The organism is Aeromonas enterica, from assembly GCF_054052465.1.
Window position 1 is genome coordinate 15,090 of record NZ_JBSTYL010000001.1, and the last position, 21,903, is coordinate 36,992.

The 21,903-nt window shown below is 61.3% G+C and carries 16 protein-coding genes; 10 read left to right on the forward strand and 6 right to left on the reverse strand.

The genetic code is table 11. From position 1 onward, the window contains the following. Positions 1–85 precede the first annotated feature (85 nt). The 6 genes from arcB to ACW5XD_RS00105 all read left to right on the forward strand — a co-directional run bounded on the left by arcB (position 86) and on the right by ACW5XD_RS00105 (position 12,003). Positions 86–2,398, forward strand: coding sequence for an aerobic respiration two-component sensor histidine kinase ArcB (gene arcB / locus ACW5XD_RS00080; protein ID WP_456493076.1), 2,313 nt, complete (start codon positions 86–88; stop codon positions 2,396–2,398). A gap of 42 nt (positions 2,399–2,440) precedes the next feature. Continuing rightward, positions 2,441–3,796, forward strand: a complete 1,356-nt coding sequence (dgt, locus tag ACW5XD_RS00085; protein WP_456493077.1) for a dGTPase — start codon at positions 2,441–2,443, stop codon at positions 3,794–3,796. Positions 3,797–4,163: 367 nt separating this feature from the next. Further along, positions 4,164–4,367 (forward strand): hypothetical protein, encoded by a 204-nt coding sequence (locus tag ACW5XD_RS00090; protein WP_456493078.1) that lies wholly within the window; start codon positions 4,164–4,166, stop codon positions 4,365–4,367. A 148-nt stretch (positions 4,368–4,515) separates the two neighbouring features. Beyond that, positions 4,516–8,796, forward strand: a complete 4,281-nt coding sequence (locus ACW5XD_RS00095; protein ID WP_456493079.1) for an ATP-binding protein — start codon at positions 4,516–4,518, stop codon at positions 8,794–8,796. Further along, the gene (locus tag ACW5XD_RS00100; RefSeq protein WP_456493080.1) at positions 8,777–9,988 is read left to right on the forward strand and encodes an EAL domain-containing response regulator; all 1,212 of its coding nucleotides are present in this window, start codon (positions 8,777–8,779) and stop codon (positions 9,986–9,988) included. The genes ACW5XD_RS00095 and ACW5XD_RS00100 overlap by 20 nt, the downstream gene beginning before the upstream one ends. Before the next feature lie 38 nt (positions 9,989–10,026). After that, positions 10,027–12,003, forward strand: coding sequence for a HAMP domain-containing methyl-accepting chemotaxis protein (locus tag ACW5XD_RS00105; RefSeq protein WP_456493081.1), 1,977 nt, complete (start codon positions 10,027–10,029; stop codon positions 12,001–12,003). 163 nt (positions 12,004–12,166) lie between these two features. On the opposite strand, the gene rfaH is transcribed toward ACW5XD_RS00105, so the two are convergent. The 4 genes from rfaH to metN form a co-directional block, all read right to left on the reverse strand. Continuing rightward, complete coding sequence (gene rfaH, locus ACW5XD_RS00110; protein WP_456493082.1) at positions 12,167–12,667, reverse strand: transcription/translation regulatory transformer protein RfaH; 501 nt, start codon at positions 12,665–12,667, stop codon at positions 12,167–12,169. A 95-nt stretch (positions 12,668–12,762) separates the two neighbouring features. Then, positions 12,763–13,563, reverse strand: coding sequence for a methionine ABC transporter substrate-binding lipoprotein MetQ (gene metQ, locus ACW5XD_RS00115; protein WP_456493083.1), 801 nt, complete (start codon positions 13,561–13,563; stop codon positions 12,763–12,765). Between the two features lie 26 nt (positions 13,564–13,589). Continuing rightward, positions 13,590–14,243 carry a methionine ABC transporter permease gene (locus tag ACW5XD_RS00120; protein WP_456493084.1) on the reverse strand — a complete coding sequence of 218 codons (654 nt, stop codon included), beginning with the start codon at positions 14,241–14,243 and terminating at the stop codon, positions 13,590–13,592. After that, positions 14,224–15,267 carry a methionine ABC transporter ATP-binding protein MetN gene (gene metN / locus ACW5XD_RS00125; protein ID WP_456493085.1) on the reverse strand — a complete coding sequence of 348 codons (1,044 nt, stop codon included), beginning with the start codon at positions 15,265–15,267 and terminating at the stop codon, positions 14,224–14,226. Before metN ends, ACW5XD_RS00120 begins: the two co-directional genes overlap by 20 nt. A 471-nt stretch (positions 15,268–15,738) precedes the next feature. Here metN and ACW5XD_RS00130 point away from each other — a divergent pair, with 471 nt between their 5' ends. After that, positions 15,739–16,194 (forward strand): hypothetical protein, encoded by a 456-nt coding sequence (locus ACW5XD_RS00130; RefSeq protein ID WP_456493086.1) that lies wholly within the window; start codon positions 15,739–15,741, stop codon positions 16,192–16,194. Between the two features lie 65 nt (positions 16,195–16,259). Here ACW5XD_RS00130 and ppgK read toward each other — a convergent pair whose 3' ends face one another. Further along, positions 16,260–17,018 carry a polyphosphate--glucose phosphotransferase gene (ppgK, locus tag ACW5XD_RS00135; protein ID WP_456493087.1) on the reverse strand — a complete coding sequence of 253 codons (759 nt, stop codon included), beginning with the start codon at positions 17,016–17,018 and terminating at the stop codon, positions 16,260–16,262. 83 nt (positions 17,019–17,101) lie between these two features. Continuing rightward, positions 17,102–18,244, reverse strand: coding sequence for a tRNA epoxyqueuosine(34) reductase QueG (gene queG, locus ACW5XD_RS00140; protein WP_456493088.1), 1,143 nt, complete (start codon positions 18,242–18,244; stop codon positions 17,102–17,104). 60 nt (positions 18,245–18,304) lie between these two features. Between queG and ACW5XD_RS00145 the strand changes: the two genes are divergently transcribed. From ACW5XD_RS00145 to ACW5XD_RS00155, 3 genes are read left to right on the forward strand one after another with little or no spacing between them, the layout of a single operon-like run. Beyond that, positions 18,305–19,816 (forward strand): NAD(P)H-hydrate dehydratase, encoded by a 1,512-nt coding sequence (locus ACW5XD_RS00145; protein ID WP_456493089.1) that lies wholly within the window; start codon positions 18,305–18,307, stop codon positions 19,814–19,816. 8 nt (positions 19,817–19,824) lie between these two features. Then, entirely contained in the window at positions 19,825–20,298 is a 474-nt protein-coding gene (gene tsaE / locus ACW5XD_RS00150) for a tRNA (adenosine(37)-N6)-threonylcarbamoyltransferase complex ATPase subunit type 1 TsaE (protein WP_241280033.1), read from the forward strand. Then, the gene (locus ACW5XD_RS00155; RefSeq protein ID WP_456493090.1) at positions 20,289–21,848 is read left to right on the forward strand and encodes an N-acetylmuramoyl-L-alanine amidase; all 1,560 of its coding nucleotides are present in this window, start codon (positions 20,289–20,291) and stop codon (positions 21,846–21,848) included. The genes tsaE and ACW5XD_RS00155 overlap by 10 nt, the downstream gene beginning before the upstream one ends. Positions 21,849–21,903 lie beyond the last annotated feature (55 nt).

Below are 21,903 nucleotides of genomic sequence, written 5' to 3' on the forward strand. Positions count from 1 at the left end.
TCGATAATTAATCGCGCAACAGCACAAGAGTTCGGCGCGCCGTGCTGGTATTCTGTTTGGCGAATATGGGGGAGAAAACAATAAGATGAAACAAATCAAATCCTGGGCGCAATACTACGTCGACCTGATGACCAAGCTGGGACTGGTGCGCTTCAGCATGTTCCTGGCGACGGGCATCATAGTGCTGGCCGTCTCCATCCAGATGGGGGTGACCCTGTTTCTGCGCGGCACAGTGGACATAGTTGACCTGGTGCGCTCAGTCTTCTTCGGCCTGCTGGTGACACCCTGGGCCGTCTATTTTCTCTCCATCGTGGTGGATCAGCTGGAGGACTCACGCCAGCGCCTGACTCGCATGGTGCGCAAGCTGCAAGACATGCGCGAGCGGGATCTGGAGCTCAACAGCCAGCTGCAGGAAAACATCAGCCGCCTCAACGCCCAGATCGCCGAGACCAACCGGGCCGAGACGCTGCGCCAGCAGGCGATCGAGGATCTGGAGAACGAAGTGTTCCAGCGCGAGAAGGCCCAGCTGCATCTGGGTGAGCGCACCGCCCTGCTGCGCTCATTCATCGACTGCTCCCCCGACCTGGTCTACTACCGCAACGAAGACGAGCAGTTCTCCGGCTGCAACCGCGCCATGGAGGAGCTCACCGGCAAGGTGGAGGCCGAGCTCATCGGGCTGACCCCGTTCGACGTCTACAAGCAGGACATCGCCAGCAAGGTGGTGGAGACCGACAAGCAGGTCTTTACCAGCAACGAGCCGCTCACTTATGAGCAGTGGCTGGAGTACCCCGATGGCCGCAAGGCCTACTTCGAGCTGCGCAAGGTGCCTTTCTTCGATCGCTTCGGCAAGCGGCTTGGCCTGCTCGGCTTTGGCCGCGACATCACGGATCGCAAGCAGTATCAGGACAAGCTGGAGAAGGCGAGCCGCGACAAGACTACCTTCATCTCCACCATCAGCCACGAGCTGCGTACCCCGCTCAACGGCATAGTGGGGCTCAGTCGCATGCTGATGGATACTCCCCTCGATCCCAAGCAGCATCAGCAGCTCAAGACCATCCACCTGAGTGCGGTGACGCTCGGCAACATCTTCAATGACATCATCGATCTGGACAAACTCGATCGACGTCGGCTGGAAATCGCGCCGACCCCCATCGACCTGCCCGCTTTCCTCGACGAGCTGGAGACGCTGTCGCGTATCCAGGCGGAGCAGAAGGGGCTCTATCTGCATTTCGATCGGGATGGTGACATGCCGCAGTTCGTGATGGCCGATGGCACCCGGCTGCGCCAAGTGTTGTGGAATCTGGTGGGCAATGCGGTCAAGTTTACCGATGAGGGCGGGGTGACGGTACGCTGCCTCTCCCACGCGGCCGATAAGCCGGGCAAGCTGGCCCTGCACTTCGAGGTAGAGGATACCGGCGTCGGCATTCCTCGCGTCCAGCAGGAGAAGATCTTCGCCATGTACTATCAGGTGCAGGGCAAGAAGCACGCCACCGGCACTGGCATAGGGCTGGCCGTCTCCCGTCAGCTGGTGCAGGCCATGGGCGGCCAGCTCTACGTGGACAGCGACCCGGGTGAGGGTTCCTGCTTCACCGCCGAGCTGGAGGTGGACTGCGTCGAGCCTCAGGCCGCCGAAGCCGAGCCCGAGATGCCCTCCCTCGATATCCTGCTGGTGGAGGACGTGGAGCTGAACGTGACGGTCGCTTGCGCCCTGCTCAACAAGCTCGGTCATCAGGTGCAGGTGGCGCGGGACGGTGCCCAGGCGCTGGCCATGGCCAATCCCGATGACTTTGACCTGATCCTGCTGGACATTCAGCTGCCGGACATGACCGGATTTGATGTGGCGGCCCAGCTGCTTGAGCGCTACGGCGACAGTTTGCCGCCCATGGTCGCGCTCACTGCCAACGCCACCGGCGATCGCCAGTACTATCGGGATCACGGTATGCAGGATGTGATCAACAAGCCGCTGGGCTCCAGAGCTGTGCGGGAGGTGATTGGCCACCTGTTCGCAGATCTGGCCGACGATGAGGCGGACGAGCAGGCCGATGCGGGCAGCCAGGATGAGTTGCTCGATCTGCCCTTCCTCACTGACTACGCCGATACGGTGGGCAAGCCGGTGCTGCTTTCCAGCGTCGAGCTGTTCGAGAAGATGATGCCTGACTACATGGCGGTGCTCGACTCCAACATGATCGCCAGGGATCAGGCCGGCGTGGTGGAGGAGGCGCACAAGATCAAGGGGGCGGCCGGCTCCATCGGCCTGCGCCGGCTGCAGCAGCTGGCCCAGCTGATCCAGAGCCCGGATCATCCCGCCTGGTGGGAGAACGTTGAAGACTGGATAGAGTCGCTGCGCCACGAGTGCCCGGGTGACATCGCCCGCTTGAAGCGCTGGTTGCTCTCCTGAGGCAGGTGGCCGCCTCTTTACGCACCGAAGGAGATGAACAACATGTATCAGCGTCTGATCCCGTCACTGCGCAGCCACCCCTGGGGTGAGGAAGATCTGCTGGAGGCGACCGAGCTGGATCGCGCCCGCATCGTGCAGGCTGCGCCGGTGCGCCGGTTGCAGCAGAAGACCCAGGTCTTCCCGCTGGATGTGAAGGCCTCGGTGCGCAGTCGTCTCACCCATTCGCTGGAGGTGCAGGAGACGGGTCGCCAGATCAGCCGCCGCATTCTGGCGGCGCTGCCTGCGGGCTCGGTGTGCGGGGGGGCCTTCATCAATCTGGTGGAGATGTCCTGCCTGCTGCACGATGTCGGTAACCCGCCGTTTGGTCACTTTGGCGAGCAGGTGATGAGCCAGTGGCTGGCACAAGAGCTGGATACGCTGTTTGCCGCCGCGCAGGGGACAGCGCCCAGCCCGCAGTGGGCCGAACTGCGCCAAGATCTGCTGGTGTTCGATGGCAACGCCCAGAGCCTGCGGCTGGTGCACAGCCTGCACGAGCTGAACCTGACTCTGGGGCAGCTGGCCGCCTTGTGCAAATATCCACAGCAGCCCCTGCACGACGGTCAGCATCATGGCTGGGCCAGCAAGCGCGGCATCTTCTTCAGTGAACAACCCCTCTACCGTTCCCTGAGTCAGAGCCTGGGACTGGCGCCCGGTTGCCGTCACCCGCTGGTTTACATCATGGAGGCGGCCGACGACATCTCCTACTGCATCGCCGATCTGGAAGATGCGGTGGATCGGCGCATTCTCAACCTGAGCGAGCTGCAACAGGCACTGCGCCTGGCCGATGAGGGCGTCTACATGGCCGGGTTGCTGGCGGATGCCACCGCCTCTGACAGAGGCTTCTTCCCCCATTTTCGTCAGCATCTGACTCAAGACTTGATCGCGCTGGCCGCTCACACCTATGTGAGCGAGCACGACACCATACTGAGTGGCACCTATCCCCAGGCATTGCTGCATGGTCAGGCACCGGCAGCCATGGTGCTCGATACCCTCAAGCAGGTGGCCCGCGAGCAGGTGTTCATGCGTCCCGAGGTCGAGGCGCTTGAGCTGGAAGGCTATGCCGCCTTGCGTGGCGTGCTCTCCACCTATGCCTGCCTGCTGGCGCTGCCCGTCAGCCAGTTCGAGCGGCTGCTGGCCGGGCAGGGGGGCAGCGAGCTGTTCTTCGCTCGCCGCCTGTTTCACCGCCTGTCGGCCCGTCATCTCAAGGCATACCGGCTGGCGGTGGCCAGCCGGGATCCCCGTTTCGACAAGGGTGCCGAACAGGAGTGGTACTACCGGGTAAGGCTGCTGCTCGACTATGTGAGCGGCATGACGGATACCTATGCGCTGGAAGAGTTCCGCCTCTTGTCCGGGATCTGACACGCGACAGGCAAATCCTGTGCGTAGCTTCCGGGGCGGGTGTGTGCGGCAGACGGGTGAGAAAGCGCTGTCTCGTCTGGATATTGATAGATGTCTCACTCCCCCATATGGGGGTGAGGTTCTTGTATAAAATTCGGTCTTTTTTTAGACTGTGGCAACCTGTTCAACTTTCACTCGGTAAGGAGACGAATATGCAACATTCAATGCTAAACGTTGCGTTCGATCGCTGCATTGGCAGCGCGAAGACTCGTGCTCTTTTTCTACCGCGTGGAGAAAACAGGTAACACCTGCTTTTTCATCACCCGCGGTTGTCCCGCAGGGTGATCACCTCTCTCCGGGAGAACCGCACGTTCAACTGGAGAATATCATGTCTATCGAACTGACCCTGCTGCGCACCGTCGAATCCCTGGTTCAGAAACGGATCACCCGGCTGGAGCGCCGCACCAGTTATCTGCACCTCTCGCCCGCCTTGCTGAAAGACATAGGTCTGGAAGGGCAGAATGTGCAGATAGCCCACATCCGTGAGCAGGAGTATCAAACCGGCTTCCGGCTTGGGAATCGAATAACCTGACAAGAAGGGGACTGGCCCCCTTCTTGCAGAAAAATGGCAGGCTTAGGCCTGCCATTTTTCGTATCCGGTTGAGTTTAGTTACGAATTTCTGGTCGCACATTTTGCCAAAATCCCTATGATCGCTCTCCGGTCTGTTCAGGAGTTGTCCATGCTTCATCGTTGCTATCGTGCCTTTTTGCTGTTCTGGCTTGCCTGTTGGAGCCTTGCCGCAGCGGCAGAAACTGGCCTGGACAAGGATAGACTGGGGCTGTCCGAGCGCCTGTGGCTCGCTTCGCGCAGCGATTTGGTGGTCGGTATGCCTTCGGTAGCCTGGCCTCCCTATGTTTATGCCAATAGCCAGGGGGGGTTCAGTGGCCCGCTGGATGATTTTGCCTCCCAGATTGCCGCTCGGCTGGGGCTGACTCTGCGCTACAAGACCTATCCCTACTATGCAGGCGCCCAGCAAGCTTTGCTTGACGGTGAAGTTGACATGCTGATCGGGGTAACTCCCAGCCACACGCGTCAACAGAAAATGCGTTTCACGTCGGATCTCATGGGGCTGCCCCGTGGCATTTTGCTGGCGAAGGGGAATGACCTGCTGACCCTGCCGGCAGCACGTCAACTGCGTTGGGTGTGTGAACATGGCTTCAGCTCCTGTGAGGAGCTGAAGCAGCTGGGCATGGCGCAACTGGTAGAGGCTGACAGCAGCGATGAGGCCGTTTTCATGGTGAAGAAGGGCTTGGCGGATGCCTACTTGTCCGATCTGCCTGCGCTGGTTCGCTTGCAGCGCCTGCAACAGCAGGCGAGTCTGAAGGTGATCACCCCTGACTGGGTGACGGATACCTCGCTGGCCATGGCGGTGGGTCCCAACAATCAGGGCCTGCTGGGCCTGCTGGAACTGGCACTCAACGATATTCCCCTTGATGAGCGACGCCGCATTCTGGAGACCGGTGGCATAGTCGACTACGAACTGGCCAATGGCCCCCGCCAGATCGTGTTCAACCAGAGCGAACTGGAGTGGCTGGCCCAGCACCCGACCCTGAGATTCGGCGTCGCCCCCGACTGGCCGGCGGTGAGCGAGATCGACGGCAGCGGCCAGCTCAAGGGATTTCTCGCCGACCTGCTCAAACTGCTCAGCATGCGCTCCGGCCTCAAATTTACGCTGGTACCGACCAGCAGCTGGGTCGAGACTCAGGCGCTGTTCAAGTCGCGCAAGCTGGACCTCATTCCGGCCATTACCCCCACAGCCGTTCGGCGTCAGTACAGCCTGTTTACCCCGGATTACGCCTTCATCCATCGGGTGATTGCCGCCAGGCAGGGGGGAGAGCAGTTGGACAATCTCAGTGAACTCAAGGGCCACAAGGTGGGCATAGTCGGTGGTTCGGTCGAGGAGCTGATACTTCAGGAAGTAGGGGCCAATCCGGTAACGGTCAGCAGCGATACCAAGCTGCTGCCCCTGCTCGATCAGCATGAGGTCGACTATGTGCTGATGAGCATGACGACCCTGGAGCAGGCGCTGCAGAAGGGATTCAACCATCGCTATCAGGTGGTGTTCTCCGGCAACGAGTTGCGGGTGCCTATCGCCATGGCTGTACACCAGCAGGATCCCATGCTGCAGCAGATCCTGACCAAGGTGCTGCTCTCCATCCGGCCGGAGGAACTGGAGAAGCTGGAACACAAATGGCTCTCCTTGAGCATCCAGACCGGTATCAATCCGACTACCGTGCTGCTCTGGTCCTCTTTCGGGATCGGCGCCTTCCTGCTCAGCGCCTTGCTGTTCATCGGCTGGAACCGCACCTTGCGCCGCCAGATCGCCCAGCGCCAAGTGGCCGAGCACAAGTTGAACGAGCAGCTGACCTTCGTGCAGACCCTGCTCAATTCCCTGCCCAACATGGTGGCGCTGCGTGACCGGGAGCAATCCATCAGCCTGTGCAATCAGGCATACCGGGATGCCTTCATCGGCGCCAAGGTCGACGATGATTGCTACGATCTCGACGGCATGCCGCCCGAGGAGCGGGAACGGGTACTCAGGGAGGAGCTGGAGGTGTGGCAGAGCGGCGAACAACTGGAAGGGGCGGGTTACAGTCGTCGTCAGGATGGCTCCATGTTTCACGTCATCTATGTCAAGCGCCCCTACCGCTCCCCGAACGGGGACATGCTCGGCGTACTGACTGTGCTCACCGACGTGACCCGTATCAAGGAGGCCGAGGCGCGGGCCCGTCATGCGGAGACCCGGCTCACCCAGATCACCGACAGCATGCCGGGCATCGTTTATCAATACCTGTGGCAGGGGCCTGGCAAGGGCCGTTTCTTGTATGCCTCGCAGGGGGCGAGCGAGATTCTGGGTACCAGCCAGCAGGAGATCCTGTCGGCCGAATCGGGTGGCGAGGTGTTCGGCTTTACCGAAGAGGCGCTGCAGGACTTTGTCAGCAAGGTGGCCAATCATGCCGAGACGCTGGCGCGGCTCGATCTGGAAGTCAAGGTTGCGCGTCCCGAAGGGGATCGCTATTTGCAAGTGCGCGGCAGTTTTGTGCCGCAGGAAGAGGGGGACCTGATCCTCAACGGGGTGATCCAGGACATCACGGCGCTCAAGCGCCAGGAGCACGAGCTGCGAGAGGCGCGCGCCTATGCGGAACAGGCGATGCAGGTGCGCAGCCGCTTCCTGGCCACCATGAGCCACGAGCTCAGGACTCCCATCTCCGGCATGCACGGCATGCTGGAATTGTTGCAGATGAGTGAGCTGAACGAAGATCAGCGCTACATGTTGCGCAACGTCATGACGTCCACCAACAACCTGCTCTATCTGGTCAACGACGTGCTCGACTTCTCCAAGATAGAGGCGGGCCAGCTGCAACTGCATTATCAGGATGGTCGCCTCGCCTCCGTCATCTGCGATGTGATCCGCGGCCATGCCACCCTGGCCCATGGCAAGGGGTTGAAGGTGACGCTGGAGTGGGCGCCAGAAGTGCCAGATCGGGCCCGTATCGATGCCGTGCGGGTAGGGCAGGTGCTCTCCAATCTGCTCAACAATGCGATCAAGTTCACCGAGCGGGGAGAGATCCGCATCCAGGTCAGCTATCGTGCCGAGCAACTGCTCATTACCGTCAGCGATACCGGTATCGGCATTGCCGAAGAGAAGCAGAATCGCCTGTTTACCCCATTCGAACAGGTGGAGTCCGACATAACCCGACGCTTCGGTGGCACAGGGCTGGGGCTGGCCATCTGTCATCAGCTGACCCAGAAAATGGGGGGCAGCCTGACTCTCGAGAGCAAACCGGGTCAGGGAACCCGGTTGACGTTCAGTTTCCCGTTGACGGAGTGCCAATGGGATGCGCCGCCGCTGGCAGGCCAGCAATGGTGGCTGTTTGGCGAGGATGCCGCCCTGCAGTCTGCCATGCAGCGATTGGGGGCCAGATTGCATCGTCTGGATCCACAGCAGTGGCAGCAGCCGGTGAGTGGTTTGTTATTAGCCGAGGAGGGTTGGCTCGAGCAGGCTCTGGGCAGCGAGTGGTTGACGCGTTTGCAGCAATCCCCCCTCAAGGGCATAGTGCTCTCCCCGCTGGAGGCGCTGCGCGGACGAATGAGTTCGGATGCCTGGTGGCGTTTGGGTCAATCGCCGCTTTACCCCGATCTGTTGCTGGAAACCTGCCACCAGTTGCTGGGGGAAAAAGCGATCCATCCGGTGCAGGCCCATGCCGCTCAATTGCAGGGGCGGGTGCTGGTGGCCGACGATCATCCCATTAATCGCGCCCTGCTGGCGCGCCAGCTTGCCATTCTCGGGGTGGATGCCGAGGTGGTGGACGATGGCGAAAAAGCGCTGCGTACCTGGCAGGGGCAGGACTTTTCCCTGCTGCTGACCGATTGCCACATGCCGGTGATGGATGGCTACACCTTGACCCGGGCACTGCGGGCGCAGGGTGAAATGGTTCCGATTATCGGCGTCACGGCCGATACGTCGGAAGGGGCCGGCCTGCAGATGCAGCAGGCCGGCATGAACGACATGCTGTTCAAGCCCTACACCCTGGATACCCTTCGCCAGATGCTGGCCCGCTGGCTGCCGGTGGTCGTGCCGGTGGAAGAGGCGGTTCCACAACCTCCTGAATCGGCCAGGAAGCAGGGGGAACGCTGGATCTCGCTGTTTGGAGATGAGGAGGTGGCCCGCAGCATGGCGCGGGAATACCTGGACTCCAACCGCCAGGATGGCGATGACATGATGCTGGCGGTGGCTCGCCAGGATACCCATGCCCTGGTGGAGACGGCGCACCGCATCAAGGGAGCTGCCCGCATGGTGGGGCAGTTGGCATTGGCAGAGGAAGCGGCTCGGCTCGAAGCGGCGGCCCGTCTGAAGCAGCTGGAAGAACTCACCGAGTTGAGCCAGACAGTACAGGCGCTGATGAATTCTATTACACGCGAAATTGGACTATGGCTCGATGAACAAGACACAGCATGAGTTGGTGATCATGGTGGTGGAAGACCACGCATTCCAACGCAAGGCTCTGATGCACCAGATCCGTGGGCTCGGTTATCCCTCCCTGCTGGAGGCTCAGGACGGGCTGGAGGCGCTGGCCATGTGTCAGAGCCACCAAGTAGACATCCTGTTTTGCGATCTGCGCATGCCCGGCATGGATGGCATGGCATTGCTGCGCCGCCTCTCCCTCGGCGGCTTTCGTGGCGGCATCATCCTCTCCAGCGCGCTGGAAGATGACGTGGTTGAAGCCGTGCTGCGAATGAGCGCCGCCTATGGCCTGCAGGTGCTGGGGCGCATTGAGAAGCCCTCCAGCCAGCAGCAGATCAGCCAGCTGATCGGTGCCTGGCGGCCACAGCAGGAACGGGCCCTGGAGGAGGACGGCCATAGTCTGACCCTGGATGAGCTGAGTCAGGCGCTGGAGCAGGATCAGCTACTGCCCTGGTATCAGCCCAAGGTGAGCTTTGGCTCGGGGAAGTGGGTCGGCATGGAGGCGCTCGCCCGCTGGCAGCACCCGGACTATGGCCTCATCTCACCGGCTCGCTTCATTCCGCTGGCGGAGCACAACGGGCTCATCGACCAGCTGACCGAGGTGATCATCAGCAAGTCCCTGCGCGATGGCCACCTGTGGGAGCAGACGGGTCTATCCCTCAACTTGTCGATGAACCTCTCCACCACCTCCCTCATCGAGGGGGATCTCTGCAACACCCTGATCAACCAGTGCCAGCGCTGGAGCATCAACCCCGAGCTCATCACCCTGGAGGTGACGGAGAGCTCGTTCGTGAAGGATCTGGGCAAGTCGCTGGAGGTGCTGACCCGCCTGCGCATGCACGGCTTCGGGCTCTCCATCGATGACTTCGGGACCGGCTACTCCTCCATGCAGCAGCTGGCCCTGCTGCCCTTCACCGAGCTCAAGCTGGATCGCTCCTTCGTCGATCGCTGCTATGAGGACCCCTCACGTTTGGCCATAATAGAGTCCAGTATCGAACTGGCCCGTAAACTGGGACTCAAGTCGGTCGCCGAGGGGGTTGAGGATGAACTGACCTGGCGACTGCTGGCCAGATTGGGGTGCGACGTGTGTCAAGGCTTCTTCTCAGCCCGGCCCATGCCGCGCGATGAATTGATGGGGTGGCATGACTCCTGGCGCGAACGGTTACCGGGTCTGATCGGGGACTGAGTGTCGGGCAACATACCCACAGTCGAACAAGGACGTTCATGAAAATTTCAAGCAAGTTGTTGCTAAGCTTCTGTTTTATCAACCTGTTGGTGATCCTCTCCTCCATTCTGGTCTATCACCAGCTCGGTCGGATCGGGCAGGCCGCATCCAATCTGCTGGAGCAGGCACTGCCTGCCCTGCAGCGGGATGAAGCACGCCAGAAGGCGTTGGTGGCGACCGTCTCCTCCTTGCGCGGTTACCTCATCCTCGGCAAGGACCCGGCCCAGGCCGCCCGCCTCAAACAGGAGTGGGAAGGCGCCTGGCAGGCCATCGAGCAGCAGCCGTTCACGCCGGCCCTCGCGCAATCTCTCAAGGCGTTCAAGGGCAATCAGGAGAAGGTGTGGGCCATCGCCCATACCGAGGAGAACCTGCCCGCCCACACGCTCATGCTGCTGGAAGCGGGCCCGCTGGCGGAATCCGCTCTCGATCAGCTGCAATCTTTTGCCAATGAAGAGGTGGCCACGCCGCAGGATCAGCTGCCGGGGGATCGCCGATTGCTGCTCAAGCAGGTGGGGGATGCCTACAATGGCCTCTCCAATGCGCTCTCCGCCTTGCGTGACTTCCTCATTTCGGGTGATCCCGAGTATCGAACCAAGTATCAGGACTACTATCAGTTCCACCAGCAGCGTGTCGCCGAGGTGAAACAGCAGCAGGCCAACTTTACCGAGGCGCAGAAGGGGATCTGGTCGCTGTTTGAAGAGATGTCCGCTCCCTTCGCCGAGCTGGTGGGGCAGGTGATCAGCAAACGTCAGGCCCCGGACTGGGATCAGGCCAACTACCTGATGGCGACCGATATCGAACCTGCGCTGACCCAGCTGGCAGGCCAGCTGGCGGCCCAGGTCACCCAGACCAGTGCCGAGGTGGACAGCATGGGCCACAAGATGGCCAGCGCCGGACAAACCATCAACCGCACCCTGCTGCTGGCCACCTTGACCGTCATAGTGCTGGGCACCCTGGTCGCGCTGCTGTTCAGTCGCCGCTTGACCCGGGACATCGCCAGCCTGGTGGTGCGCGCCGATCTGGTAGCCAACGGCCGGCTGCCATCCCGCCCCCTGCCGGTGCAGAGCCAGGATGAACTGGGTGGGCTGACGGGCTCCATCAACCAGATGTCGCAGCAGCTGCGCCAGCTGGTCGGCGAGATCCAGGGAGCTGTGGGGCAGGTGGAGGGGGCATGCGTCGAGGTCGGCGACACCACCCGGGCCATCGTCACCGATCTGGCGAGCCAGAATCAGCGGGTCGATACGGTGGCGGCGGCGATCGAACAGATGTCGGTCAGCACCCGGGATGTGGCAGGCAACATAGCCGATGCGGCCCGGGCAGCCCAGCAGGCCGAGGTGCAGACGCGGCAAGGGAGCAACGCCCTCGGCCGCATGACCGCCACCATGCAGGAAATAGCGACCATGATTGCCCAGGCCAATCAGGCCATGGGGCTGCTCAGCACCCAGAGTGAACAGGTAGGACGCGTCACCGAGGTTATCGCCACCATAGCCGAGCAGACCAATCTGCTGGCGCTCAATGCTGCCATCGAGGCGGCGCGGGCGGGAGAGCAGGGGCGCGGTTTTGCCGTGGTGGCCGATGAGGTGCGTCTGCTCGCCAGCCGTACCAGCCAGTCGACGACCGAGATCAGCCAGACCATCGCCAGCATCCAGCAACAGACTCGCCAGACGGTGAGCACGGTCGGCAGCGGAACCCAGCTGGTGGAGCAGGGCCGGGATGCGGTTGCGTCGGTGACGGAGACGCTCAGTGCCATGCTGCAGCTGGTGCAGGATCTGTCCGGTCAGCTGGGGGCGATCGCCACCGCCACAGAGCAACAGTCCCGGGTTGCCCAGGAGGTGGCGGGTACGGTGGAGGAGATTGCCGGGTTGAGCCGACAGTCGAGCCAGCGCAGCCGGCAGGGGGAGGAGATAGTGGCCAGACTGGCGCAGGACACGGGACGGCTGACGTCCGTCATCAGCCGCTTTGAACGGGAGGCCTGAGGCGGAGCGAGGCGGCATAAAAACGGGGCAGGCTGATGGGCCTGCCCCGTTTTTTTAATCCAGACGGCGGAAGGCCTGGTTGTCGACACTGCTGGAGGTCTCCTGATTGAGCAGATTGACCAGAAAGAGTAAGGCGTTGCTCGCCATGGACGCCAGATGAGGGTCAGTCCAGACGGCGGAAGGCCTGGTTGTCGAAACTGCTGGAGGTCTCCTGATTGAGCAGACTGACCAGCAGGATGGCGCGTTTCTCCCCATCCGGTTCCAGATAGATGGCCTCGAATCCGGCCAACGGGCCAGATTCGATCAACACCTTGTCACCCTGGGTCGGCAGGTTGGCGTAGCTGGCTCGCGCCTCGTCGCTGTCATCGCGGCTCATCAATTGATAGACCAGCTGACTGCTGATGGAGGTCCACTCCTTGCCGAAGTGAATGATGCGGCTGATGCCACGGGTCGACTTCAGAGTGACAGGGGTGACCTCTTCCAGATCCACATAGATAAACAGATAGTTGGGAAACATGGGTTCCCGCACCGGGACACGCTTGCCCCGCCGCAGTTTCTCGATTTCTACCATGGGGTAATAGGATTCAATCCCCTGGGCTTCAAGATGGGCGCGGGCGCGGGCCTCTTCCTTTGGCTTGCAGTAGGCCAGATACCATTTTTTCATGTTCTGTTACGTTCGTGTTGCCGTGCTCCCGGTTATGATAACCGCGGCAATAAAAAAGGCCACGCTTGGCGTGGCCTTTTTTGCAGAGTGAGTGATCACCAACCTTTGACGATGCCGCCTTTGAACAGTTCGTCAGCAGTTTTGTACACTTCGTCGCTCTGGAAGGCCTGGACGAACTGTTTGACCTTCTCGTCATCCTTGTTGTTGCCACGGGAGACGATCAGGTTGACGTAGGGGGAGTCCTTGTCTTCCACGAACAGGCCGTCACGGCTTGGCAGCAGATCGATCTGGGAGGCGTAGACGGTATTGATGATGGCCAGATCCACGTCTTCCAGGGAACGGGGCAGCTGGGCCGCTTCCAGTTCAACAATCTTCAGCTTCTTCGGGTTGCTGGCGATGTCGAGCACGGTTGCTTCCAGACCGGTACCCTCTTTCAGGGTCAGCAGACCCTGCTTTTGCAACAGGATCAGGGAGCGACCCAGGTTGGTCGGATCGTTCGGCACGGCAATCTGCGCGCCCTCTTTCAGATCGGCCAGAGCCTTGATTTTCTTGGAGTAGCCGGCGATGGGGTAGACGAAGGTGTTGCCGACCGGCACCAGATCGAAGCCGCGATCCTTGACCTGGCTATCCAGATACGGTTTGTGCTGGAAGGCGTTCAGATCGATGCTGCCATCATTCAGGGCCACGTTCGGGGTGGCGAAGTCGGAGAAGGTAACGACTTCGACGTTCAGACCGAACTTGTCCTTGGCGACCTTGGCCGCGGCTTCCACCAGCTGGGATTCCGCCCCGGCGATGGCGCCTACTTTCAGGGTCTTGTTCTCTTCTTTCTGGCCACAACCGGCCAGAACCAGGCCAGCCAGCAGGGCAGCCGCAACGGATTTAATGCCAAATTTCATAAAAACCTCCTGTCAGAAATCGACGATTAACGATGATCACATGTGTTGACCAGGCGCTCACCTGCGCTCTGGATGAGTTGAACCAATAAAACCAGAATGACGACGGTTGCCAGCATGACGGTGGGGTCAAAGCGCTGATAGCCGTAGCGAATACCCACATCACCCAGACCACCGCCTCCGATGGCACCGGCCATGGCGGAGTAGTTCACCAGCGTGACCAGGGTGATGGTGACGCTGTTGACGATGCCGGGCAGGGCCTCGGGCAGCAGCACCTTGGTAATGATTTGCAGGGGTTTGGCACCCATGGCCTTGGCCGCTTCCAGCAAGCCGTCCGGCACCTCCATCAGGGCCCCTTCCACCAGACGGGCGATGAAGGGCACGGCACCTATGGTCAGCGGCACTATGGCGGCTATGGTGCCTATGCTGGTACCGACGATAAGCCGGGTCAGCGGAATAATGGCAACCAGCAGAATGATGAAGGGCACCGAGCGGCCAATGTTGACCAGAATGCCGAGCAACTTGTTCAGGGCCGGGTTGGTCAGGATCTGGCCCGCCTTGGTCACGTGCAGTGCCACACCCAGCGGCAGGCCGAGCAGACAGCCAAACAGGGCGGAGGCAAACACCATCAGCAGGGTGTCGCCGAGCGCTGTGACCAGCAGATTAATCATTGCTTCGGACATAGCCCATCACCTCCAGCTGAATATGGTTGTCTATCAGGAACTGCTGGGTCGCCTCGCACTGGGCCTCATCCCCGAACAGCTCTGCCAGCAGGAAGCCGAACTTGACGCCCCCGGCATACTCGATATCGGCGCTCAAGATGCTGATGTCGATATTGAAGCGACGGCTCGCCTCGGAAATCAGTGGCGTATCGACCGTGCTGCCGGTAAAGCCGAGCTTTACCAGCGGATAACTGTTGGCTACCCGCTCTGCACTCATCCTGTCCTGATACTCCTGCGGCACCTCCAGATGGATGGTGGAGTGGATGAAGTCCCGTGCCAGCTGGGTCTTGGCGTTGCTGAAGAACCAGGCAACCTCGCCCTGTTCGATCAGGCTGCCGTCGCTGATGATGGCCACTTCGTCGCAGATCCCCTTCACCACGTCCATCTCGTGGGTGATGAGCAGGATGGTGAGCCCCAGCTTGACGTTGATCTCCTTGAGCAGGGTCAGGATCGAGCGGGTGGTCTGCGGATCCAGAGCCGAGGTGGCCTCGTCACACAGCAGTACCTTGGGGGCCGGTGCCAGCGCCCGGGCGATGGCGACACGCTGCTTCTGACCGCCTGACAGCTCGGACGGATAGGCATGGGCACGGGCTTCCAGCCCGACCAGGGCCAGCAATTCATCGACCCGTGCCTGGATTTGGGCCTTGCTCCAGCCTGCCAGTTCCAGCGGGAACGCGATATTGGCGAACACGGTACGGGAGGAGAGCAGGTTGAAGTGCTGAAAAATCATGCCGATCTGGCGGCGGGCCTGGGTCAGCTCGCGCTCCGGCAGGGCGACCAGGTCCTGACCATCGACGATGACCTGGCCTTCTGTCGGGCGCTCCAGCAGGTTGACACAGCGAATGAGGGTACTCTTGCCGGCCCCCGAGGCGCCGATCACCCCGAAAATCTTGCCTTGTGGCACATGCAGGCTCACGTCACGCAGCGCGTGCACGGCATCACTGCCTTTACCGTAGACTTTGTTGAGACCGTTCAACTTAATCATGGATTCTTCCGTGCTAACAGCCTTAAAGCACAGGGCGCTACAGGCGGGTGAATTGGGCAGAGGTTCCACTGGGTTGCTCTGTCATCATGGAGGATGATGCTAAGATGTCTGGATGGCTGTGTCAACGCGTGTTTATACTTCTAGACGTCTAAAAAAGTGATAAGGATTCCCGTTTGCCAACTAACGCGGACGGTGATCTGGCTCACATCAATATTGTATTTGGCAGTGTAGCCATATCGCCGAATATCAAATGGTAAATGTGTTCTTATCTACTTCTTTATTAGTCTCGATTCGGGTTTGCCCGGTCATGCTGCAATCGCTACCGGATCGGCACAAATCATTCCACTTTGTTCTGATCGTTGCTTTCTTGGCCTGCGTCTTGATGCAGCGCAACAAGGGCAGCGCTTGGGCTTGGATTGCAATTGCCTGTTTTTTATACTGAAATAGCATGATATGCAGGAGGGCGGAGCAATGCGATTTCAACAGATCAAGGACTTGCTGCTGTATCTGGAACAGGTTCATCACCAGCTCGGACTCTGCTACGGGCGACTGATGGCCGAGGTGGATGGCGAGCGCAGTCGGTTGCTGCTGGCCTATCTGCAAGAGCGGGAGGAGGCGGCCAGGGTCCATCTAAACGACTATCTGGGCCAGCTGGGGGACGGGATCAGGGAGACCTGGCTTGAGCGAGGGTTCAGCGAGGATCTGTTGCCTGACATCCAGCGGCTGTCACTGCCTGCCATGGCGCAGACCCAGGACATAGTGCAGCAAGTGTGCCGTCAGGAGGAGAAACTCATCGGTGAGCTCAGTCACCTGGCCCGCGAGTGTCCGACGGAAGAGACGGCCGCACTGCTGAGTGCGCTGTCATCGCTGGAGCAGACCCGCCTGACCCGGCTGGTGCACGGAGTACACAGGCTCGATGATATCTAGCACACGGGGCAATCAAAAGGCCCGGCAGATACCGGGCTTCTTTCATCATCTGCCAAGCGTCCGGCTCAGCGGGGGGCTTGCTCCAGGCTGAGCTCGGCGGCATGGAGGGCTGCGCCTATGATGCCGGCCTGATTGAGGTTGGCGGCCGCTATCAGGGGAGCCCGAGTCTCAATCTTGTCGATGAACTTGTCGAGCTTGGAGGAGCTGCCGCCCCCCAGAATGAAGAGATCGGGGGAGAACAGAAACTCCAGTCTGGCCAGGTACTTGTTGAAGCGTTTACCCCAGCGCCCCCAGGATAGATCCTCGCGCTTGCGCACCGCATCCGAACAGTAGTGCTCGGCAACCATGCCCTCCAGCATCAGGTGGCCCAGCTCGGTGTTGGGCAGCAGTTGGCCATTGACGAACACGGCTGTGCCGATGCCGGTGCCGACCGTGACCAGTATGATGACTCCCTTGCTGCGATCCTTGCCGGTACCGAAGCGCATCTCGGCCAGGCCAGCCGCATCGGCATCGTTGAGCACATGGCAGGGCAGGCCGGTCACATCGGCAAACAGGTGAGCGGCATCGGTTTCAATCCAGCTCTTGTCGATGTTGGCCGCACTCTTGGCGATGCCGTTGTGGATGGTGGCAGGAAAGCCGCAGCCCACCGGGCCCTTCCATTGGAAATGTTCCACCAGTGCCTTGAGGGTATGTGCAACGGCAGCCGGGGTGGCCGGTTGCGGCGTCACCAGACGATGGCGTTCGCCAATCAGCTCGCCCGTAGCAGTGTCGACCAGGCATCCCTTGATCCCCGAGCCACCGATATCCACTCCCAACATCTGCATCAGATTGTTCCTTTTATAGTGCCGACGGTTAACCGTCGGCAGAGCATGAAAAAATGGCTTGTATCCGGCAAGGGGCAGATCGCTTATGCGTGATCCGGCAGACCTTTTTCGATGCAACGGATCAACAAGCGGGTTTTTTTGCTGTCATCCTGCTGGCGCCGGGCCAGGGTCGCCAGCGCCCACGCTATGTGCTCGGCCACCATGGGCTCCGCCTCATCCTGCGCCAGCTGCAACGCGGTTATGACGTCCGGGGTGGCCGGGCCGTTGCCGAGCGCCACCGCCAGGTTGCGGCGCCAGCGCTGATAGCCGATACGCCGGATCGGGCTTCCCTCGGTATGTTTGAGGAACTCGGCTTCGCTCCAGCGCCACAGTGTCAGCAGGGGCGGGCGATGCAGGTTGGGGCGCGGGCTGAAGTCGGACTCGGGGCTCACATCCGCATAGCGATTCCAGGGGCAGATGAGCTGGCAGTCGTCACAACCATAGATGCGATTGCCCATCAGCGGTCTGAACTCTTCCGGGATGGGGCCGTCGTTCTCGATGGTGAGATAGGAGATACAGCGGCGCCCATCCACCACATAGGGCGCGATGATGGCGCCGGTCGGGCAGATATTGATGCAGGCCACGCACTTGCCGCACTGCTCTTTTTCCACAGGGGCATCCAGGGGTAGCGGCAGGCTGATCAGCAGCTCTCCCAGAAAGAAGAAGGAACCTGCCGACTCGTTGAGCAGCAGCGAGTGCTTGCCGATCCAGCCCAGTCCCGCCTTGGCGGCCAGCGGCCGCTCCAGAATGGGGGCCGAGTCGACGAAGGGGCGCCACTCTCCCGTGGCCTGACAGAGTTCCCGGCAGCGTTGTTCTATGCGATCGCCCAACTGTTTGAGGCGGTTGCGCAGCACCTTGTGGTAGTCGCGGCCGAGGGCGTAGCGGCTGATGTAGCCGAGGGTCGGGTCGCGCAGGGTGGCGGCGAAACCGGCTTCGAAGGGGAGGTAGTTCATCCGCACTGACAGCACCCGCAGGGTGCCCGGCAGCAGCTCGTGAGGCCTGGCCCGCATCATGCCGTGGCGGGCCATGTAGTCCATGCTGCCGTGATGGCCGGCATCCAGCCAGGCCTGCAACCTGGGCTCTTCGAGGCTGAGATCCGTGTCCGTGATGCCGACCTGGTCAAATCCTAGCTCGCTCGCCCATAGCTTGATATCGTGGGCCAACTGCTGAAAATCAGGCGTGCTCATGCCGCATCGGGTACCCGGAGTGTGTCAGCCAGAGCCAATGGATGAAAGTCAGGAGCCATCATGGTACAGGTCATCGGGGATGTTATCAGCGGGAAAGAGGTGCGCAGTTTACCACAATCCCTGTGGCGGACTGAACAGATCCGCGCGCTGGAGCAGCGCTGGGCCGAGCGCGAAGGGCAGGAGCTCTACGCCCTGATGGAGCGTGCCGGTGCGGCGCTGCGCATCTATGCCACCCACCATTGGCCGCAGAGTTGCAACTGGTGGATCTTCGTCGGCCCCGGCAACAACGGCGGGGACGGTTATGTGCTGGCGCGCCTCGCCAGGCAGATCGGTCTCGAGCCTTTGGTGATCGCTGCCAGGGAGCCTGCCGAGCTGAAAGGGGATGCCAGGCGGGCCGCGGATGAGTGGCTGGCGCTGGGGGGGAGTGTGCTGATGGCCGGCGCGAGCGAGCTGGATTCATTGCCGCCGCCGGATCTGGTGATAGATGCACTGCTCGGTACGGGTGTCCATACCCCTCTCTCGCCGCTTCTGACAAAGATCGTCGCAACAATCAATGGCTTGGGCGCCCCTGTGTTGGCGGTGGATCTCCCTTCCGGCCTCGATGCCGACACGGGTCGTGCCATGGGGGCCCTGGTCCGAGCCAGCCGCACCCTCACCTTCATCGGTATCAAGCAGGGCATGCTCACTGGCGAGGGGGTGGATGGTGTCGGCCGGCTCGATTGCGATCCCCTTGGCATCACGCCGGAGGCTGGTCTGCAAGCGGCTGCCGAACGGATCGATTACCCCGGCCTCAAACACCTGCTGACACCGCGCCAGCGCTCGGCCCACAAGGGTTCCCACGGCAAGGTGCTGTTGGTGGGGGGCAATGTGGGCATGCAGGGGGCCATAGTGCTGGCGGGTCTTGCCTGCCTGCGGGCAGGGGCCGGTCTGGTACGGGTATGTCAGCACCCGAGTCATGGTTCCGTCAGCCTTTATCAAGCCGAGTTGATGAATACGCAGGCAGATGCGGATGAGTGCTGGGCCTCGGTACGGCTGGTGGGGCCGGGACTCGGTCAGGACGAATGGGGTCGCCGCCATTTTGAGTCCTTGGTCATTGAGGGGGCACAGCTGGTATTGGACGCCGATGGATTGAATTGGCTGGCGCTATGTCCCCGTCATCAGGATAATTGGGTGCTGACGCCTCACCCGGGTGAGGCGGCCCGCCTGCTGGGCTGCTCCATTGCCGAGATTGCAGCAGATCGTTTTGCCGCCGTGCAGCGCTTGCAGCAAGCTTTTGGCGGCGTCGTGCTGCTCAAGGGGGCGGGCACGCTCATCTGCGACGGCCAGGGGATAGCGCTCTGCGACGAGGGCAATCCCGGCATGGCCAGTGGCGGCATGGGCGATCTGTTATCTGGTATAATCGCCGCCCTTTTGGCCCAGGGCTGGTCTGCCGTCGAGGCAACCCGGCTGGGCGCAGTGATCCACGGGGAAGCGGCCGATCTGGCCGCCGCAGACGGAGAGCGGGGCATGCTGGCATCAGACCTGCTGCCTTTTATCCGTCGACTGGTTAATCCCGACACCATAACAAGTTAAAGAAGAACATGGCAAAACAGTTGATGATGACACTGCCGGACGAGGCAGCAACAGTGGCACTGGGTGGCCGTCTGGCACACGCCTGCCAGCAGGCGACCACGGTGTTCTTGCACGGCTCCCTCGGGGCCGGAAAAACCACCCTGACCCGTGGCTGGGTGCAGGGGCTGGGCCATCAGGGCAAGGTCAAGAGCCCGACCTACACCCTGGTCGAGCCCTATGAACTGGCCGAGTGGCAGGTTTACCACTTCGATCTCTACCGCCTGGCCGATCCGGAAGAGCTGGAGTTCATGGGCATTCGGGACTACTTTGCCGCCAATACCCTCTGTCTGGTGGAGTGGCCCGAAAAGGGTGACGGCTGGCTGCCGGCTCCCGATCTGGACATTACCCTGACTTATGTGAACGAGCAGCGTGAGGCTCTGATAGAGGCTCGCACTGCGATTGGCGAAGCCATTCTGGAACGGTTGTCATCTACGTGCGCTTGATCCTTGTTATTGCCCTCTCTTTGATGGCCTTACCTTCCTGGGCGAATCAGCTCAAGAGTGTGCGGGTGTGGCCATCGCCGGATAACACCCGGGTGGTGCTCGACATGAGCAGCGCCCCCAATTACAACTACTTCACCCTGACCGGCCCGGATCGGCTGGTGATCGATCTCAAAGGGGCGAACAACGTCACCAATCTGGCCCGCATCGAGAACAAGAGCGAGCTGGTGCGCAAGATCCGCGAAAGCTCGCCGCTGGAGAAGGGCGGCCTGCGATTGGTGCTGGACTTGAGCTCCACCATCAAGCCAGTGGTGTTCCCGCTGGCGCCGGCTGGCCCCTATGGTCACCGGCTGGTGATCGACCTGCCTTATGAAGAAAAAGCCTCCGCCGCCGTGCAGGCTACGCCGGTGGGCGGCAAGGGCAGGGGGGTGGTGATCGCCATAGACCCGGGTCATGGTGGGGAAGATCCGGGCTCCATAGGCCCGCGCCGTACTTATGAGAAGCGAGTCACTCTGGCGGTTTCCCAGAAGCTGGCGGCACTCATCGACAGGGAACCCGGCATGCGCGCCGTGCTGACCCGTCGTGGCGACTACTTCGTCGACCTGAACAAGCGCTCCGAAATAGCCCGCAAGGCCAAGGCGGATCTGCTGGTGTCGGTGCATGCGGACAGCTTCCACAACTCCACCCCACGCGGTGCCTCTGTCTGGGTGCTGTCGACCAACCGCGCCAACCGCGAGATGGGCAGCTGGCTGGAGAAGCAGGAGAAACAGGGCGAATTGCTGGGCGGCGTCGGCAAGGTATTGGCCGAGTCCGATCCCAATCCCTATCTGGCGCAGACCTTCCTCGATCTTTCCATGGACAAGTCCCGCGCCGAGGGATACGACGTCAGTCGCCAGATCCTGCGCTCCATGGGCAAGGTGGCCAGGTTGCACAAGAAGGCGCCGGAGCATGCCAGTCTGGCAGTGCTCAAGGCACCGGACATCCCCTCGGTACTGGTGGAAACAGGCTTCATCTCCAACCACGCCGAAGAGAAACTGCTGGCTACCTCCAGCTATCAGGATCAGCTGGCTCGCGCCATCTTCGAAGGCATCCGCAACTACTACCGTGCCCACCCGACCAAGGGGGCCATGTTGACCGGCAAGGGGCAGGCCAGCAAACCCGCCGCGGTCAGCAGACCCGTGGCGGTGAGCAAGCCTGCCGTCGTGAGCAAACCGGCGCAGGTGCAGTCGCAGCCCGTGGTGACCAACCGGATGCCGGCCACGGAGCCAAACCGCAGCAGCGATGGCGGCGCCCCGGTCAGCAGCGTCAGCAGCTCGTCCGGCGCCGGTGTGATCAAGCCCTATGTGGTGGCCGCCAAGGAGCCGAGCGTGCCTGTCTCCAGCGTGCCGAGCAGCGACAAAGCCAGGATGATCCGCCACGTGGTCACCCGCGGTCAGAGCCTCTCTCGCCTCGCCGAGAAGTTCGGGGTGAGCCAGGCGCGACTGGTGGAGATCAACAAACTCAAATCACGGGATATCCAGATAGGGCAGGTGCTCTATATCCCCCAACAATAGAGACCGTGGGCAGCCATGCCGCTCCCTGTTTTACCGCCTTTCCTGGCTGGCCAGA